This window comes from Streptomyces sp. AC555_RSS877, assembly GCF_019049245.1.
Lineage (GTDB): Bacteria > Actinomycetota > Actinomycetes > Streptomycetales > Streptomycetaceae > Streptomyces.
On record NZ_JAGMUK010000183.1, the window covers coordinates 50,813 to 67,084 of the forward strand.

The 16,272-nt window shown below is 71.2% G+C and carries 17 protein-coding genes and 1 pseudogene; 8 read left to right on the forward strand and 10 right to left on the reverse strand.

Annotated features, from left to right (window positions below; translation table 11 throughout):
- Window positions 1-124 precede the first annotated feature (124 nt).
- Together KUM49_RS40500 and KUM49_RS40505 are read left to right on the forward strand one after the other, a co-directional pair.
- Window positions 125-595, forward strand: coding sequence for a DUF5709 domain-containing protein (locus tag KUM49_RS40500; protein WP_217241939.1), 471 nt, complete (start codon window positions 125-127; stop codon window positions 593-595).
- A gap of 54 nt (window positions 596-649) precedes the next feature.
- Complete coding sequence (locus KUM49_RS40505) at window positions 650-901, forward strand: type B 50S ribosomal protein L31 (protein ID WP_217241940.1); 252 nt, start codon at window positions 650-652, stop codon at window positions 899-901.
- A gap of 275 nt (window positions 902-1,176) precedes the next feature.
- Here KUM49_RS40505 and KUM49_RS40510 read toward each other — a convergent pair whose 3' ends face one another.
- Window positions 1,177-1,971 carry a metal-dependent hydrolase gene (locus tag KUM49_RS40510; protein ID WP_217241941.1) on the reverse strand — a complete coding sequence of 265 codons (795 nt, stop codon included), beginning with the start codon at window positions 1,969-1,971 and terminating at the stop codon, window positions 1,177-1,179.
- Between the two features lie 145 nt (window positions 1,972-2,116).
- Here KUM49_RS40510 and KUM49_RS40515 point away from each other — a divergent pair, with 145 nt between their 5' ends.
- Entirely contained in the window at window positions 2,117-4,630 is a 2,514-nt protein-coding gene (locus tag KUM49_RS40515) for a DEAD/DEAH box helicase (protein ID WP_217241942.1), read from the forward strand.
- A 19-nt stretch (window positions 4,631-4,649) separates the two neighbouring features.
- Complete coding sequence (locus tag KUM49_RS40520; protein WP_217241943.1) at window positions 4,650-5,516, forward strand: acyl-CoA thioesterase II; 867 nt, start codon at window positions 4,650-4,652, stop codon at window positions 5,514-5,516.
- On the opposite strand, the gene KUM49_RS40525 is transcribed toward KUM49_RS40520, so the two are convergent.
- Entirely contained in the window at window positions 5,503-6,480 is a 978-nt protein-coding gene (locus KUM49_RS40525) for a DUF6397 family protein (RefSeq protein ID WP_254402539.1), read from the reverse strand. The two genes, KUM49_RS40520 and KUM49_RS40525, sit on opposite strands and share 14 nt — an antisense overlap.
- A 127-nt stretch (window positions 6,481-6,607) precedes the next feature.
- Window positions 6,608-7,021 (reverse strand): roadblock/LC7 domain-containing protein, encoded by a 414-nt coding sequence (locus KUM49_RS40530; RefSeq protein ID WP_217241944.1) that lies wholly within the window; start codon window positions 7,019-7,021, stop codon window positions 6,608-6,610.
- A 94-nt stretch (window positions 7,022-7,115) separates the two neighbouring features.
- Between KUM49_RS40530 and KUM49_RS40535 the strand changes: the two genes are divergently transcribed.
- Window positions 7,116-7,544 carry a PPOX class F420-dependent oxidoreductase gene (locus KUM49_RS40535; protein ID WP_217241945.1) on the forward strand — a complete coding sequence of 143 codons (429 nt, stop codon included), beginning with the start codon at window positions 7,116-7,118 and terminating at the stop codon, window positions 7,542-7,544.
- A gap of 15 nt (window positions 7,545-7,559) precedes the next feature.
- Here KUM49_RS40535 and KUM49_RS40540 read toward each other — a convergent pair whose 3' ends face one another.
- The 5 genes from KUM49_RS40540 to KUM49_RS40560 form a co-directional block, all read right to left on the reverse strand.
- Complete coding sequence (locus KUM49_RS40540; protein ID WP_217241946.1) at window positions 7,560-8,165, reverse strand: ATP/GTP-binding protein; 606 nt, start codon at window positions 8,163-8,165, stop codon at window positions 7,560-7,562.
- Between the two features lie 103 nt (window positions 8,166-8,268).
- Window positions 8,269-8,682: a DUF742 domain-containing protein gene (locus KUM49_RS40545; protein ID WP_217241947.1), complete on the reverse strand. Its 414-nt coding sequence runs from the start codon at window positions 8,680-8,682 to the stop codon at window positions 8,269-8,271.
- Between the two features lie 22 nt (window positions 8,683-8,704).
- Window positions 8,705-9,142 (reverse strand): roadblock/LC7 domain-containing protein, encoded by a 438-nt coding sequence (locus KUM49_RS40550; RefSeq protein WP_217241948.1) that lies wholly within the window; start codon window positions 9,140-9,142, stop codon window positions 8,705-8,707.
- Window positions 9,139-11,673 (reverse strand): nitrate- and nitrite sensing domain-containing protein, encoded by a 2,535-nt coding sequence (locus KUM49_RS40555; protein WP_217241949.1) that lies wholly within the window; start codon window positions 11,671-11,673, stop codon window positions 9,139-9,141. The genes KUM49_RS40550 and KUM49_RS40555 overlap by 4 nt, the downstream gene beginning before the upstream one ends.
- Before the next feature lie 61 nt (window positions 11,674-11,734).
- A complete protein-coding gene (locus KUM49_RS40560) occupies window positions 11,735-12,508 on the reverse strand; it encodes an MHYT domain-containing protein (protein WP_217241950.1) in 774 nt (257 codons plus the stop codon).
- A 152-nt stretch (window positions 12,509-12,660) separates the two neighbouring features.
- Here KUM49_RS40560 and KUM49_RS40565 point away from each other — a divergent pair, with 152 nt between their 5' ends.
- Window positions 12,661-13,260 (forward strand): class I SAM-dependent methyltransferase, encoded by a 600-nt coding sequence (locus tag KUM49_RS40565; protein WP_217241951.1) that lies wholly within the window; start codon window positions 12,661-12,663, stop codon window positions 13,258-13,260.
- A 23-nt stretch (window positions 13,261-13,283) separates the two neighbouring features.
- Here KUM49_RS40565 and KUM49_RS40570 read toward each other — a convergent pair.
- Window positions 13,284-13,859 (reverse strand): annotated as a pseudogene (locus KUM49_RS40570) (alpha/beta fold hydrolase).
- The gene (locus KUM49_RS40575) at window positions 13,811-14,716 is read right to left on the reverse strand and encodes an oxygenase MpaB family protein (protein WP_217241952.1); all 906 of its coding nucleotides are present in this window, start codon (window positions 14,714-14,716) and stop codon (window positions 13,811-13,813) included. The pseudogene KUM49_RS40570 and the gene KUM49_RS40575 overlap by 49 nt, the downstream one beginning before the upstream one ends.
- 99 nt (window positions 14,717-14,815) lie before the next feature.
- Here KUM49_RS40575 and KUM49_RS40580 point away from each other — a divergent pair, with 99 nt between their 5' ends.
- Entirely contained in the window at window positions 14,816-15,112 is a 297-nt protein-coding gene (locus tag KUM49_RS40580; protein ID WP_217241953.1) for a hypothetical protein, read from the forward strand.
- Between the two features lie 133 nt (window positions 15,113-15,245).
- Window positions 15,246-16,127 carry a hypothetical protein gene (locus KUM49_RS40585; protein ID WP_217241954.1) on the forward strand — a complete coding sequence of 294 codons (882 nt, stop codon included), beginning with the start codon at window positions 15,246-15,248 and terminating at the stop codon, window positions 16,125-16,127.
- The last annotated feature ends 145 nt before the right edge of the window (window positions 16,128-16,272 follow it).

The window sequence follows — 16,272 nt, forward strand, 5'->3', positions numbered from 1 at the left end:
ACCGGCTCGGGGAGCGCTCGCGGTGCACGCGGTTCGCCGAAGCGCGCCGCGTGTGGCCCGTACGCCCGCGGCCGGTCGCCGGCCGCGGGGAGGACGTGCCCGCCCTCATCACCTGGAGGTACCCGTGAACAGCGACGACGGATGGGGGGACGACGTCTACCAGCCCGACGGGTCCGAGATCCAGGACGACGCGGGACTGCTCGACGCGGAGGACACCCTGGACAACGACGGTGTCGACGACCCCCTCGACCGGGGCTGGTCCCCTCCCGAGCGGCCCTGGGCGGTGGAGCACAGCGGCGTGACGGCCGCCGAGCGCCGGCAGGGCGAGACGCTGGACCAGCGGCTCGCCGAGGAGCTGCCGGAGCCCGCCGTCCCGGAGGACGACGGCATCGGCGACTGCGAGGGCACCGACGGGGAACTCCTCGACAACGAGGTCGGCTCGGCCCGCTCCGGCCGCCTCGTGGCACCCGACGAAGGAGCACACGAGGACGAGGAGAGCGCGCTGGTCGCCACGGACGTGGGCATTGACGGTGCGGCAGCCTCCGCCGAGGAGGCCGCGGTGCACATCGTCGACGAGGAGACCCTGTCCGGCTGACCCCGCCGTCCCCGCGCCCTCGGGCGCTTCACCGACGCCGTAGGAGGAGCATCCATGCAGCAGGACAAGCACCCGGACTACCACGAGGTCGTCTTCCGTGACCGTGCCGCGGGCTACGCCTTCCTGACCAGGTCCACCGCGACCAGCGATCAGACCATCGAGTGGGACGACGGCGAGACGTACCCGGTGGTGGACGTGGAGATCTCCTCGGAGAGCCACCCCTTCCACACCGGCAGGGCACGGACGGTGGACACCGAGGGCCGCATCGCCCAGTTCGAGCGGCGCTACGGGGGCCGGACGGGCTGAGACCGCCCCGGCGGGCCGGTCAGCTCGTGTGCGGACGCGGTGCTGGTCGGCTGCGGTGCCGGCGGGATTCGAACCCGCGGACGGGACGGGCAGGCCCGCCCGGTCCCCGTCACTCGGCGTGAGAGGGGCCTCGCTCACGCCGATCGCAATGGGCCGCTCTGCCACGGCTCCGCAACCTGCGGGAACTGCGCAGTCCCGCTCCGGGCAGGGTAGAGACAGTGCCCGGCGCAGCGCGAGCCCTTTACCCGGAGCGTGGCGCGGGTCGGCCCCGCCACTCAGATGAAGTTGAGCGCCGCCGCGCAGCCCACTCCCCCGAGCAGCATGAACGCCGGCATCAGTACCTTCAGCTCGACCCAGCTGCCGGCCCTGAACCGCATGAACTTCGGCGGGCCGATCGGGTACCAGCGCTTGCGGCCCAGCGGGATCGGCCACAGGACCGGGCAGCCGGAGACGGTCAGCGCGTCCCCGATGTCGTGCACCAGCGCGCCCAGCACGATCGGCAGCCCGAGCCACAGGTACTCCTGGCCCGGATCTGTGAACAGCCAGTCCGAGCCGTTGCCCGTCTTGTCCAGGATGCCGGCGAGGATCCACGAGCTCGTCGCGGCCAGCAGCCAGACCAGCACGTCGGCGCTGGAACCCCGGGTCGCCCGCCACAGCAGGCCCTCGATGGCCAGCACCATGTGCACGAACAGGAGCGCCAGCACCGCCCAGCGCCCGCCGGTGATCGCCGCCACCGAGGCGCCCGCGCCGATCATCACGGCCCACAGCCAGGTGTGCGTGAGTGTGCGGTGCCCACCGGAGCGGCGTGGGTCGCCCTGCTTCTTCGTGGCCTTGTAGACGGCGTAGGAGAGCTTGTCGACGATCTCGCACAGGCCACGGGAGATCGGTCCGAAGGCGCGCGAGATGGTGGCGGCCTTGTGGTCGAGGTCCGGGGCGAGCGCGGCGCCGGCGCAGATCAGGGCTCCGACCAGGAGGACCGGCCAGGGCATGGTGTGTCCCGTCGCGGCGGCCGCGGCACCGACGCCGAGCCAGGCCGCGGCGCCCGAGAGTGAGTGTGCTGGTCCCATCATCGCCGCTGCCCGCCCCGTTGTTCGTGTGCCGCTGTCCAGTTGACCGGGCGCGCTGACGCTCCGTCGCCGACACAGCGTAGCGTTCGCGATCTTCGTACCCGCATCCGATTCCCCTGTAGGGGAGAAGGGCAGGCAAGATGGGTGGGTGACCCTCATCGATCAGCTGCCGCCGACCGCCGACCCCGACGCCCTCTACGACGCTTTCGAGTCGTGGGCCCAGGAGCGCGGTCTCACGCTCTACCCGCACCAGGAGGAGGCTCTGATCGAAGCGGTCTCCGGTGCCAACGTGATCGTGTCGACGCCCACCGGCTCCGGCAAGAGCATGATCGCGGCGGGCGCCCACTTCGCCGCGCTGGCCCGTGACGAGGTCACCTTCTACACGGCTCCGATCAAGGCGCTCGTCTCGGAGAAGTTCTTCGAGCTGTGCAAGATGTTCGGCACCGAGAACGTCGGCATGCTGACCGGCGACGCGTCCGTCAACGCCGACGCTCCCGTCATCTGCTGCACCGCCGAAGTGCTCGCCTCGATCGCCCTGCGCGACGGAAAGCGCGCGGACGTCGGCCAGGTCGTCATGGACGAGTTCCACTTCTACGCCGAGACGGACCGCGGCTGGGCCTGGCAGATCCCCATCCTGGAACTTCCGCAGGCGCAGTTCATCCTGATGTCGGCCACCCTCGGCGACGTCGCGATGTTCGAGAAGGACCTCACCCGCCGCACCGGCCGGCCGACGTCGGTCGTCCGCTCCGCCACCCGCCCGGTGCCGCTCTCCTACGAATACCGGCTGACTCCGCTCACGGAGACGCTGACCGAGCTGCTGGAGACCAGGCAGGCGCCGGTCTACATCGTGCACTTCACCCAGGCGCAGGCCGTGGAGCGGGCGCAGGCCCTGATGAGCATCAACATGTGCACGCGCGAGGAGAAGGACCAGATCGCCGAGCTGATCGGCAACTTCCGCTTCACCACCAAGTTCGGCCGCAGCCTCTCCCGCTACGTGCGCCACGGCATCGGCGTCCACCACGCGGGCATGCTGCCCAAGTACCGCCGACTGGTGGAGAAGCTCGCGCAGGCCGGACTGCTGAAGGTCATCTGCGGCACGGACACACTCGGCGTGGGCGTCAACGTACCCATCCGGACGGTGCTGTTCACGGCGCTGGCCAAGTACGACGGCACTCGCGTACGCACGCTGCGTGCCCGTGAGTTCCACCAGATCGCCGGCCGTGCCGGACGCGCGGGATTCGACACGGCGGGCTACGTCGTCGCGCAGGCTCCCGAGCACGTGGTGGAGAACGAGAAGGCGCTCGCCAAGGCGGGCGACGACCCGAAGAAGCGCCGGAAGGTCGTCCGCAAGAAGGCGCCCGAGGGTTTCGTCGGGTGGACGGACAGCACCTTCGAGAAGCTCATCACCTCCGACCCGGAGCCGCTGACCTCCCGTTTCCGGGTGACGCACACCATGCTCCTGTCGGTGATCGCCCGGCCCGGCAACGCCTTCGACGCGATGCGGCACCTCCTGGAGGACAACCACGAGCCGCGCAAGCAGCAACTGCGGCACATCCGGCGGGCGATCGCCATCTACCGCTCGCTGCTGGACGGCGGCATCGTCGAGAAGCTCGACACACCGGACGCCGAGGGTCGCATCGTCCGCCTCACGGTCGACCTTCAGCAGGACTTCGCGCTCAACCAGCCGCTGTCCACCTTCGCACTCGCCGCGTTCGAGCTCCTGGACCCCGAGTCGCCGTCCTACGCCCTGGACATGGTGTCCGTGGTGGAGTCCACGCTCGACGACCCGCGGCAGATCCTCGCCGCCCAGCAGAACAAGGCGCGCGGCGAGGCCGTGGCCGCGATGAAGTCGGACGGCGTCGAGTATGAGGAGCGCATGGAGCGACTCCAGGACGTCACCTACCCCAAGCCCCTGGAGGAGTTGCTCTTCCACGCGTACGACACGTACCGCAAGAGCCATCCCTGGGTGGGCGACCACCCCCTGTCCCCGAAGTCCGTCATCCGTGACATGTACGAACGGGCGATGTCCTTCACGGAGTTGGTGTCCCACTACGAGCTGGCCCGCACCGAGGGCATCGTGCTGCGCTACCTCGCGAGCGCCTACAAGGCCCTGGACCACACCGTCCCGGACGACCTCAAGTCCGAGGATCTTCAGGACCTGATCGAGTGGCTCGGCGAGATGGTCCGCCAGGTGGACTCCAGCCTGCTGGACGAGTGGGAGCAGCTCGCGAACCCGGAGGAGATGACCGCCGAGGAGGCCCAGGAGAAGGCCGACCAGGTCAAGCCGGTCACCGCCAACGCCCGCGCCTTCCGCGTCCTGGTCCGCAACGCCATGTTCCGCCGCGTCGAACTCGCCGCCCTGGACCAGGTGCAGCAGCTCGGCGAGCTGGACGCCGAGACCGGCTGGGACGCCGACGCCTGGGGCGAGGCGATGGACAAGTACTGGGACGAGTACGACGATCTCGGCACCGGTCCCGACGCCCGCGGCCCCAAGCTGTTGATGATCGAGGAGGAGCCGCAGAACGGCCTGTGGCGCGTGCGACAGATCTTCGACGACCCGAACGACGATCATGACTGGGGCATCAGCGCGGAGATCGACCTGGCGGCCTCCGATGCCGAAGGCCGTGCGATCGTCCGCGTCACCGACGTCGGCCAGCTGTGAGCACAGGAGAATCCCACCCATGACGAACCCGGCCGTGAGACTCGTCGACCTGCTCGACCTGGAGCAGATCGAGGTCAACATCTTCCGTGGGCTCAGCCCGAACGAATCCCTCCAGCGGGTCTTCGGCGGCCAGGTGGCCGGCCAGGCACTGGTCGCCGCCGGCCGCACCACGGAGGGCGACCGCCCGGTGCACTCGCTGCACGCGTACTTCCTGCGCCCCGGGCGGCCGGGCGTGCCGATCGTGTACCAGGTCGAACGGGTGCGGGACGGGCGGGCGTTCACGACCCGCCGGGTCACCGCGGTGCAGCAGGGCCGCACGATCTTCAATCTCACCGCCTCCTTTCACAAGCCTGAGCAAGGGAGCTTCGAGCACCAGCTGCCGCCGTCCCGCAAGGTCCCGGATCCGGATTCCCTGCCGACGGTCACGGACGAGATCCGGGAGCATCTGGGCGCGCTGCCCGAGCAGTTGGAGCGCATGGCCCGCCGCCAGCCCTTCGACATCCGCTACGTGGACCGGTTGCGCTGGACCATCGAGGAGGTCAAGGACGCCGAGCCGCGCAGCGCGGTGTGGATGCGCGCGGTCGGACCGCTCGGCGACGACCCGCTCGTGCACACCTGCGCACTGACCTACGCCAGCGACATGACCCTCCTGGACGCCGTCCGCATCCCGGTCGAGCCTCTGTGGGGTCCGCGGGGGTTCGACATGGCGTCGCTGGACCACGCCATGTGGTTCCACCGGCCGTTTCGCGCGGACGAGTGGTTCCTGTACGACCAGGAGTCGCCGATCGCCACGGGCGGACGCGGTCTGGCCCGCGGCCGTATCTACGACGTGGAAGGGCGCCTGCTCGTGTCGGTCGTCCAGGAGGGGTTGTTCAGGGCCTTGTAGGCCCTTCAGGCCCTACCGGCCGTTCACGCCTTGCGGGTCGTTCATGCCTTGCAGGCCGGGGGTTGCCGCGGCGGAGCCAACCCAGCAGTTTCCGGGGCGGCTGCGGCTGCGGCTGCCCTGGCAGGGGTCGGCCGTGGTGCGCGGCCGCGGGAACCCGTTCCGTCGCGTGGACCTGTTTCGTCGCCGGACGCGGTGCCGGCCGGTGCTCGCGTGCTTCCTCCACGGCTCGGAGCAGGTCGGCCCGCAGCCAGCCGATCTCGTCCGGGGCGTCCGCCGTCATGATCCGCTCGGCCAGGTGCGCGGCGGGCGAGCCTGGTGTGCCGTGGGCAGGCGGCCTCGGCCTGAAGCGGTTCAGGTGGGAGCGCTCGTAGGGGTCGATGACGAGTTCCGCGATCTGGAGGGGGTCGAGGAAGGCGGCGACCGCCCCGGCCTTCTCCCACGGGTCGCCGGCCTGCCGGAGCAGGAATCCCAGGTGGCGTCCGCGCCAGTTGCGAGCGCGCAGATCCAGCCCGGCGTCCAGCTGTCCGCGCATTCCCTCCGGCATGCGCGCCGTCAGCAGCCGGGTGTTCTTCTCGTCGGCCGCGAACTCCCGTAGCTCCTCGGCCAGATACCGCCAGACCATGGCTCGGTAGCGGTTCAGGTAAAAAGAAACCGGCACCACCAGGCCCAGGCGTGCCAGGCGCGTGAACCTTCCTGGGGACACTTCCATGAGGGCAGCCCCTTCCGTGGTGCCCACAGCCGTCACACGTGTCCGAAGGAACTCCGGGAAGCCTTCGTGTGCGCTGAGCCGGTCGATCTCGGAACGAGTGACGCGACGGCCCCCGCCCCCTTCGTCAGGCACGGTCTGGATGTACCCGAGGTGGACGGCGAGGTCGAACTCGCCTCGCTTGAGCTTCAGTTCCCGAGCCGCACGACTCGGTGCGCAGGAAGGGCGCTGCGATGTGGTGATGGTGTCGACGGACATGGTCGATCTCCCCCGTGGAGTCGAATGCTCACGCTGTGTGCGCTCGCCGTGACAAAAACCGTAGCCGGTTGGACGGGCAACGCGGCGGGCCTGTGGATAACTCCACGAGGGATGTCGAATGTGCAGGTCAGAGGTCTCTTTCCGGGCTTCGCTCGGGCTGTCGGACGTCCACGCCGAGGTGCTCGCCGACCCGATTGACGAGCAGGGTCATCTCGTAGGCGATCTGACCGATGTCCGCTTCCGCCCCGCTGAGCACGCACAGACAGCTGCCGGTGCCCGCCGCGGTGACGAACAGCACCGCGTCGTCGAACTCGACCATCGTCTGCCGCACCCGGCCGGCGCCGAAGTGCCGTCCCGAGCCCTTGGCCAGGCTGTGCAGTCCGGACGAGACGGCGGCCAGGTGCTCCGCGTCCTCCCGGCGAAGACCCGTGCTCGCCCCGGTCACCAAGCCGTCGTTGGACAGGACCAAGGCGTGCCGCACGTGTTCGACGCGCTCGGTCAAGTCGTCCAACAGCCAGCCAAGTCCCTGGTTCTGCCCCATGTTTCCCGTCTCCCCGTGTGACGTCTCCTCCTCGCCGGAGGATCTCTCCGCCAGCCTTCCCCACCACCGGCGCCGGGGCAAGGAGGATAGGGGCATGGCACAGAAGATGACCGACGTGGAATGGCGGGAGTTCGTCTCGTACGGCACCCGCACCGGAAAGCTGTCGACCGTGCGGGCCGACGGGAGCCCGCACCTGATGCCGATCTGGTTCCTGCTCGACGGGGACGAGGTCGTGTTCAACACCGGAAAGACCACCGTGAAGGGACGCAACCTGGCCCGGGACGGCCGGGTCGCCCTGTGCGTGGACGACGACCGGCCGCCCTTCGGCTTCGTGGTCATACAGGGCCGCGCCCAGCTCTCCGAGGATCTCGACGAGGTCAGGCACTGGGCGGGGCGCATCGGGGCGCGGTACATGGGCGAGGAACGGGCGGAGGAGTTCGGCACGCGCAACGGCGTACCTGGCGAACTCCTCGTCCGTGTCTCGATCGACAAGGTCCTGGCGCAGAAGGCGGTCGCCGACTGAGAGCGACCGCCCGGGTCAGCTGACCGAGTCGAGCAGCCGGGCGGTGTGCATCCGCCCGGCGTACTCGACCAGCCGGATCAGCACCTCCTTTCCCGAGTCACGGTCACGGGCGTCGCAGAGCACCACGGGTGTGCCCTGGTCGAGATCGAGAGCGCGCGAGACGTCCTGGGCGCCGTAGGTCCGGGCGTCGGCGAAGCAGTTGACGGCCACCACGAACGGGATGTGCCGGTGCTCGAAGTAGTCGACCGCGGGGAAGCAGTCCTCCAGTCGGCGGGTGTCGGCGAGGACCACCGCGCCGAGGGCACCCTGTGACAGTTCGTCCCACAGGAACCAGAAGCGGTCCTGGCCCGGCGTGCCGAAGAGGTAGAGGGACAGGCCGGAGCGGATGGTGATGCGGCCGAAGTCCATGGCGACCGTCGTGGTGACCTTCTGGTCCACGCCGTCGGTGTCGTCCACCAACTGACCTGCCTCACTCAGCAGTTCCTCGGTGCGTAGCGGCCGGATCTCGCTGACCGCGCCCACCAGGGTGGTCTTGCCCACGCCGAACCCGCCGGCGACCAGTATCTTCAGCGCCAGCGCGGCCGTCTCGCCGTCCTGGGCGTCGGAGTCATCGGAGACCATCGATCACTTCTCTCGGGAGGGCCGGCAAACGGTTGGCGTCAGAGGGTGTGTGCATGGGGACAACTGCGGCTTCTTTCCGAGGGATCCGGTTCTCGACTTTCATCTACAACGCTCGCAGTCCCTCGATCACCTCGCGCAGAATCCGCTCGTCGGGCAGCTGCGCGGGCGGCACCGGACGGCTGACGGTCACCCAGCCGAGTTCGAGCAGGTCGCCGAGGAGCACCCGGACCACGCCCACGGGCAGGTCGGCGCCCGCCGCGAGTTCCGCGACCGACTGCGTCTCCGGACGGCACAGGTCGATCAGGGCCCGGTGCTCCGGCCCCAGAGCGGTGTCGTCGTCGAAGCCGGGCGCCCCCGCGTCCAGCGTGACGAGGGCGATCAGGTCGAAGCGCACCCCGGTGGGGCCGGGTGTGGTGCGTCCGCCCGTCATCGCGTACGGCCGGACGAGTGGCCCGGCCTCGCCGTCGTACCACTGGCTGCCCTGCTCCCGCAGGGCGCCCGTCATGTCCTCGGTCATCTGCGTGGACCGCCTTCTCGCCTCATCCGGCGGCGGGCGGCCGCGCGCCGACGCGGGTGGGCGTGTACAGGTGCTCGCCGACGCGCTTGACCAGTCGTGCCATCTCATAGGCGACGAGGCCTATGTCGGCGGTCACGGCGGTGAGGACGGCGAGGCAGGAGCCGTCGCCCGCGGCGGCCACGAACAGGAAGCCGTCGTCCATCTCCACCATGGTCTGGCGCACGCCTCCGACACCGAAGTGCCGGCCGGTGCCCTTGGCCAGACTGTGGAAACCGGAGGCGACGGCGGCGAGGTGTTCGGCGTCCTCACGCCTCAGGTCGGTCGACGCGCCCACGGCGAGCCCGTCGTTGGACAGCACCACGGCGTGTCGTACCGCGCTCACGCGCACCACCAGGTCGTCCAGCAGCCAGTCGAGTTCGCCGGACCGCTGTGCGGCTCTCATGCTCGGGTCCTGGATCATTCGGGGTCTCCTTCGCTGCTGCTGTCACTGCCGGCCGGGGGATCCGGGGCGTCGCCGCGGCCGGGCTGCCTGCCGCCGCCGCGGGCCCAGCCTTCGCGGTACGCCGCCATGCGGTCCCGTACGAGTTCGGGGGTGCGTTGGTCGTCGCTCCGGGTGGCGGAGGCGTGGGCCGGCTCCTCGGAGCGCCGCTCACGCAGCTGAGGGGCGAGGTTCGCCTGCCGTACCCGGCGCGGAAGGTCGTCCGAGTCCTCGGCGGCGTCGTCCGGCGGACGGTGCAGACGCAAGGCGGTGACTCCGGGGGGTGGGGTGTCGGTCGTGGCCCGGGCCGCGGCCGGTGCCGGTACCGGTGCGACCAGTTCGGGCCGGTCGGCCGGGGCCGGGACGGACTCGTGGTGCTGTGTGGTGGCGGCCACGCGCGCGAACTCGTGTTCCGCGGGTCGCTCCGCGTCCTCCTCGCGACGGGCAGGCCGTTGTGCCGCGCCGGCGTGGAGCAGGGCTGTGGGCAGCAGAACGACCGCCGTGGTGCCGCCGTAGGGCGAGGTGCGCAGGTGGACCTTGATGCCGTGCCGGGCGGCGAGCCTGCTGACCACGAAGAGGCCGAGCCGGTCGCTGTCGAACAGGTCGAGTGTCTCGGACTGCTCGATGCGTCGGTTGGCCTCGGCGAGGGTGTCCTTGCCCATGCCCAGTCCTCGGTCCTCGACCTCCACGGCGTAGCCGTTGCCGACGGGCTCGCCGGTGACGCGCACGCGTGTGTGGGGCGGCGAGAACTGGGCGGCGTTCTCGATGATCTCGGCCAAAAGGTGGGTGAGGTCGGCGACGGCCGCGCCGACCACGGACGCGTCGGGGAGTTGTCGTACCTCCACGCGCGCGTAGTCCTCGACTTCGGAGACGGCCGCGCGGACCACGTTCGTCAGGGAGACCGGCATGCGCCACGCGCGGCCGGGGGCCGCACCGGAGAGGATGATCAGGCTCTCGGCGTGGCGCCGCATGCGGGTGGTGAGGTGGTCGAGCCGGAACAGGTCGCTGAGCTCGTTCGGGTCGTCGGACCGGCGTTCCATGCTGTCGAGGAGGCTCAGCTGGCGGTGGACGAGGACCTGGCTGCGGCGGGCGAGGTTGACGAAGACTCCTGAGATGCCGCTGGCGAGCTCCGCACGTTCCACCGCGGCCCGCAGCGCGGCACGGTGCACGGTGCTCAGGGCCTCGGCGACCTGGCCGGTCTCGTCCTCCGCGGGCGGTCCGGGCGGGGCCTCGGCCTGCACGTCGATCTCCTCGCCCGCGCGCAGCTTCCCCATGGCTTCGGGAAGTTTGCGGCGGGCAATCTCCAGCGCGCTGTTGCGCAGGCTCACCAGCTCGATGACCAGCCCGCGGCCGATGCGTACGGAGATGACGAGGGAGGCGGCGACGGCGACGAGGCCGAGGAGTACCGCGGCGCCTGCGGGAGTGAGCAGACCCCGGGTGAACGGGTCGGCCCGGTCGGCGACATCGCGTCCCGCTTCCTCCTCGATGGTCCGCATGCCGTCCTGCACGCGCGCGTGCGCACCGCTCCAGGCGGCTTCCGGTGCCGCGTCGATCGCGCGGGCGCCCGCGCCGACGGCGAGGATCTTGTCCTCGGTGGCGCCCACGGTGGCGTAGGCGCCGCCGCCGGCGAGGTGGTGCCAGGCGGCGCGCTCGGAGCCCCGCAGGTCGGCGACCGCGGACTCGGTGAGGGCGCGGCGCGTGTCGACGGCTCCGGTGAACAACCGCAGCCGCTCGCCCGAGAGGCCCCCGGTCAGGCGCGCGCTGGCGAGGACCACGTCCTCCTGGGCCAGTGCCTCTCCCGCGCGGGAGAACTCGAGCAGCACGCGCGCGTCGGAGCCGAGTTCGGCGTCCTGGATGCCGGTGAGGGCGCCGCCCACCGCGAAGGCGCTCCCGATGGTCTTCGTGTACCGGCCGTAGGTCTCGTCCCAGTCCGCGCGGCGGTCGAGCACGGCCGTGCGCAGTGACCGCAGTTGTTCGGTGCCGGTGACGAACGCTTCGAGCCGCCGGGCCACTCCGGCGGGCAGTTCCTCGCTGTCGGCGACGGTGTTGGCGTCCCCGAGCCGCAGTGCGGCCACCGCGCGGTCGGTGCGTTCCGCGAGCTTCTTCAGGTCGCCGTTCTGCCCGGCCGACGGGTCGGTCGCGTAGCGGACGGCGGCCGCCCGTTCGGCCTGGAGCGCGGTCACGGCCACGGCGACGGGGGCCCGGATTCCGGCGTCCACGCGCTGCAACTGCCGCAGGCGGGCGACGTCCTGGGCGGTGGTGACGGTGGCGTACGCCCACAGGGCGAGCAGGGAGACCACCGGCACCATGAGCAGGCAGACGATCTTCGCGCGGACGGTCCGCGGGCGCATCATCCGGCGTCCCGCGCGCGGGGGCGCGTCCTCCGGTATCGCGCCCGCGGATTCGTCCGGGCCTTCGTCGGCCGGCGGTCCGGCATGCGCGCGGCGGCCGCGCGCGGGGGTGTGGAGCGGCGTCTCGGCGCCGGCTGTGGGGGTCCTACGCGGTGTACGCATGGCCTCCTCGCTCGGGAGTGGTTCGGGAGGTGCCGTCCGGGCAGTGCGGGGTCCGGGGCCGCTAGTGGGCCGCGCCCTCGATCGGCCGCTGGGCGGAGGCGGTGGCCCGGCGCTCCCCCGAGGTCGGCGACAGCGCGACGAAGGCCGAGGTCAGGAAGAGGTAGGACCCGAGGCCCACGGCGAGGGGGAAGATGAACTGCATCGCCGTGGCCCCGGGCAGGGCCGCCCCGGAGGGCTCGACGCGCACACTCACCGCGAACATCCCGGTGTAGTGCATGCTGCTCACGGCCGCCCCCATGATGAGCGAGGCGAGGGTGACGGCGACGGGCGACTTGATGTTGAGGGCCGCCCACAGGGCCGCTGTCGCCGCGACGACGGCGATCAGGACGGAGAGTCCGACGAGCACCGGATCGTAGGTGACGGCGCCGTGAAGCCGTACCGCGGCCATGCCCAGGTAGTGCATGCTCGCGACGCCGAGCCCGGTGGTGAGTCCGCCGAGGAAGAGCGCGCGGGTGCGGTCACGGCTGTAGCCGACGGCGAAGACGCCGGCACAGACGACGATCATGGCGACGAGGAGGCTCGCGATCGTGAGCGGCACGTCGTAGCGGATGTCGGTGCCGCCGGCGCTGAAGCCGAGCATGGCCACGAAGTGCATGGTCCAGATGCCGGTGCCGATCGCGGAGGCCGCGGTGACGAGCCAGTTGCGGCGCGAGCGCCCGGTGGCGCCGAGCGCGCGGACGGTGCAGCGCAGCCCGAGTGCGGCGCCTATGCAGGCCATCGCGTACGACAGCGCGGGGGTCAGCCACCCCAGGGCGGCGTGGTCCAGGTGTCCCATGGCTCCGGGACGCTAGTCCGGGCAGGGGCGCACAAAGAGGGCGCATTTCGAAAGGTGTTGCAATCTGGCGCAGAGGTGTACCTGAACGATCGCGTGGCGCTCGAACGTGTGCGCCCGGGCGCCATCCGTGTCGGTGAGGGATCATGCGGAACATGAGCGACCACCACACACACGTCCAGGAGTTCTTCGCCGCGCGTGCCGCCGACTGGGACAGCCGGTTCCCCGACGACGGTCCGGTCTACGCCGCCGCGGTCGCCGACCTGGGACTGCGCGAGGGCGATCGCGTGCTCGACGCGGGCTGCGGCACGGGACGGGCCCTGACGTCGCTGCGCGCGGCCGTGGGGGCTTCGGGAGTGGTCGTCGGGGCCGATCTGACCCCTGACATGCTGCAGGCCGCCGTACGGGCCGGACGGGACCGGGACGGGCGGTTGCTGCTCGCCGACGTGACCGCGCTGCCGCTGCGTTCGCGGTCACTGGACGCGGTGTTCGGAGCGGGCCTCATCTCGCACCTGCCCGATCCCGCCGAGAACCTGCGGGAGTTGGCGCGCGTGGTGCGCCCCGGCGGCACGCTGGCCCTGTTCCACCCCATCGGCAGGGCGGCGCTCGCCGCACGCCAGGGCCGGCGGATCACCCCGGACGATCTGCGTGCGGAGCCTGTCCTCCGTCCTCTGCTGGCCGGTTCCGGGTGGCGCCTGACCTCGTACGTCGACCGGGACGACCGGTTCCTGGCTCTGGCCGTCCGCGAGGGCTGACGCCGCCCGCCCGAACCGACGCCTCAGCCCTGTCCGGCGATCACCGCCACGAAGGCGTCGGGGTTGTCGAACATGACGTTGTGACCGGCGCCGGGCACGGTCACCACGCGTACACCCGCGGCCTCCAGGTCCTTCCTTCCGTCGAGGCCACCGCTGCACTCGCCCTGCAGGTAGGCCCGGTCGACCGACAGCGTTTCCAGGATCGTGCGCATGACGGGGTCCGATCCGCGCCCTCTTCAGCACGCGCGCGTATCCGCCGTCGACGAACGCGTCCTCGTCGTAGGAGGCGATATCGCTGCTCGGGTCCGGGCCCGGGCGGCGGGGAGGCGTCGAGGTTGGCCTCCGTGAGGACGAGCCGCGAGACCAGGTCCGGCCGACGATGGGCGAGCACGGGGGCGACCGTGCCGCCCATGCTGTGCCCGATGAGCTCCGCGCCTGCCACGTCGGCCGCGTCCAGTGCCGCCGCCAGGGCGTCAGGCGTGGTTCTCCAGCCCCTTGCCGTCGAACTCGGCCTGCCTCATGCTGCCCCTCTCGCCCACGACATCGGGGCTCACTCGCCGGAGATGATCGCTGACGGGCCGGTGCGGCGTACCGGGCAGCCCTGCACTCCCGGAACCGGGCGGGTGCCCAGGTCCTCCAGTCGGTAGCCGTCCGGGTAGCCCTTGATCTCCCAGTTGTGGCGCGCGTGGTGTGGTGAGCGCCGCGGCGGCAGCAGCCGGACGGCTCTGCCGCGAAGCCGGACCGCGCGGCGGACGCCCGCGCGGGTGGCGGCGCTGGGAGGCGGGTAGCGGAAGGCCTTCAGGAGCGAGTCGTCGAGCAGGGCGAGCGTCGTGGTGCGCAGGAGCGGCGCGAGGGGGCGCGGGTACCAGGAGGCCATCAGGTCGAGTGTGGCGTCGGAGACCCGTCGTGCCTGCGGGTCCCAGGCGAAGTGGGCCTCTTCGTAGGCGTCGAGGCATGCCTCGAACTCCTCGTAGGTCTCCGGTACGTCCTTGATGCCCATGTGCCGTCCCAGTGTGCGGTGGTGGACGGTGGAGGCGACGATCTCGTGACGCGACAGCCGACGCCAGCCATAGGCTTCGATCCAGCGCTTGGGCATCACGACGAACGTGCAGAGCACGTACCGCATGTCGTCGTTGCCGATGTCGTAGCTGCGGTGCATCTGGTTGATGCGACGGATAGCCGTCCGGCCCTGCTCGCTGACGAAACCGTGCTCGACCACGGCGTCGAGAAGCAGCGAGGTGTCGTCGTACCGCTTCTGTGTCCGGTCCGTGAGCTCCGCCGTCTCCGCGAGCAGTCGCCCTATGCTCGGCACGGCGTACGTGCGGTACAGGGCCAGTTCCAGGGCGCGGGTGAAGTCCCAGGGAAACTCGTACGCCACGGAGAGCCGGTAGACCTCGGTGGCGTCCTTCTCCGGGTCCATCGTCCGAATCTGCGCGAGCCGCTCGAAGCGCTTCACCGCGCCGTCCCCCTTCTGTCGCCGAAGCTCCAACTCTACGTTGGGTAGCGGAAGATGAACGGTCAGCCATGGCAACCACACAGGGGGAAGGTGGTCAGCATGTTCGACAGGATCCGCAAGTCCGGTGCCAGATTCGTCCATGCCCTGCGCGCCGAGACGGACACCGGCCGGGACACCCGCTCGCACAACCTGTTCGAAGCCGCCGCCGCGTATGTGTCGGCCTGCGCGGAGGACGACCAGGAGCGGATCGACGAGACCGCCGGCTGGGTGTCGCCGGAGGCGCTGTCCTTCGGGGTGAACGAGTTGGCATGCCGGGCCGTCATCGCGCTCGCCCGGGAGCGCGACGAGTCGCCGCGGACGGTGGCGCGCGCACTTCTGGGGCTTCCGGTGGCCTGACGCGCGTGCCTTGGCGGTCGTTTCGCCCCGTCCGGCCGGAAAACTGCAGCTCCGGTGTGCCGGGGAGTCGTGACAAGCGCCTTCCGGGCGCACTAGGGTGCGCGCCGTTGGACGAACCGATGGGGAGGCTGGGATGGCCGGGACGGACGAGGACGCCGTCGCCGCCGCGGACGACGCGCTCTATGTGCTGACGGCGGTGCTGCTGACGCCGGCGAAGTTCCCGAGCGTGCTGGGCGACGACTATCCGGAGGCCTGCGCGACGCTCGGTCTCGCGCCGCTGGCCGACGGGTACGGCCTGGTGCTCGGCCAGGACGGCGAGGGCGCCCGGTGGACGGTCGTCGTCGACGACGTGTCGCTGGTCGCCGTCGCCATCGCGTCCTGGGACTGCGGCATGGAGCACGATCTGTCGCCCGACGAACGCACGGTCGTCGCCGCCCTGCCGGGCTGGCCGCTCGCGGTCGCCGTCGCGGCACCGGGCGTGCCGGCGCCGCACGACCCCGACCCCGACGTCGCGGAGGGCCCGTCGCTGACGCCTCCGGACACCACCGTCTGGGGGTCGGCCCAGCGGCGACTGGGCGCCGACGAGATCGCCCTCCAGTGGGCGGTCTGGCGTGAGCAGATCGACGACGCGGCCTTCCAGAACCGCGGCGACGACCTCGGCGACGGGAACTCCGGCACCGCGGACGACGACGAGCCGTCCGAGAGCACCGGTGGCGCCCGGGAAGCCGGGAAGGACGGACGCGCGGGGCACGGCGGCATCCGGCGTGTCCTCGCGGAGGCCCGCGCCTACGTGGACGCGCCTCCTCCCCTCGGTCGCGTCCGGTCTTCCTTCGCTCCCGGGGACGCGCGGACGCTGCGTGCCGACGGTCCCGGCTGGTCACTCGTGGCCAGGACCGACGACATCGCGTTCGTCCTGCTCGACGACGAGCCCGGCGAGGTCCTGCCGGTGGGCCGGGGCCCAGAGCTGCCGGGTCTCCTGGAGGCGCTCGACAAGATGGCCGTACGCCCGCTCTGAGCCGGGCCGGGCGGCGTCGGGTTCGCGGCTGATCTCCTGAGCGCCGTGGGGCGTCCGCCCGCCCGCGGACCATGCCGGTCGGCAGGTCCGCGAGCGGCTCCATGGTGGAATCCGGCGCACTGGTCGGCTCGGCCCGAGCCGACGC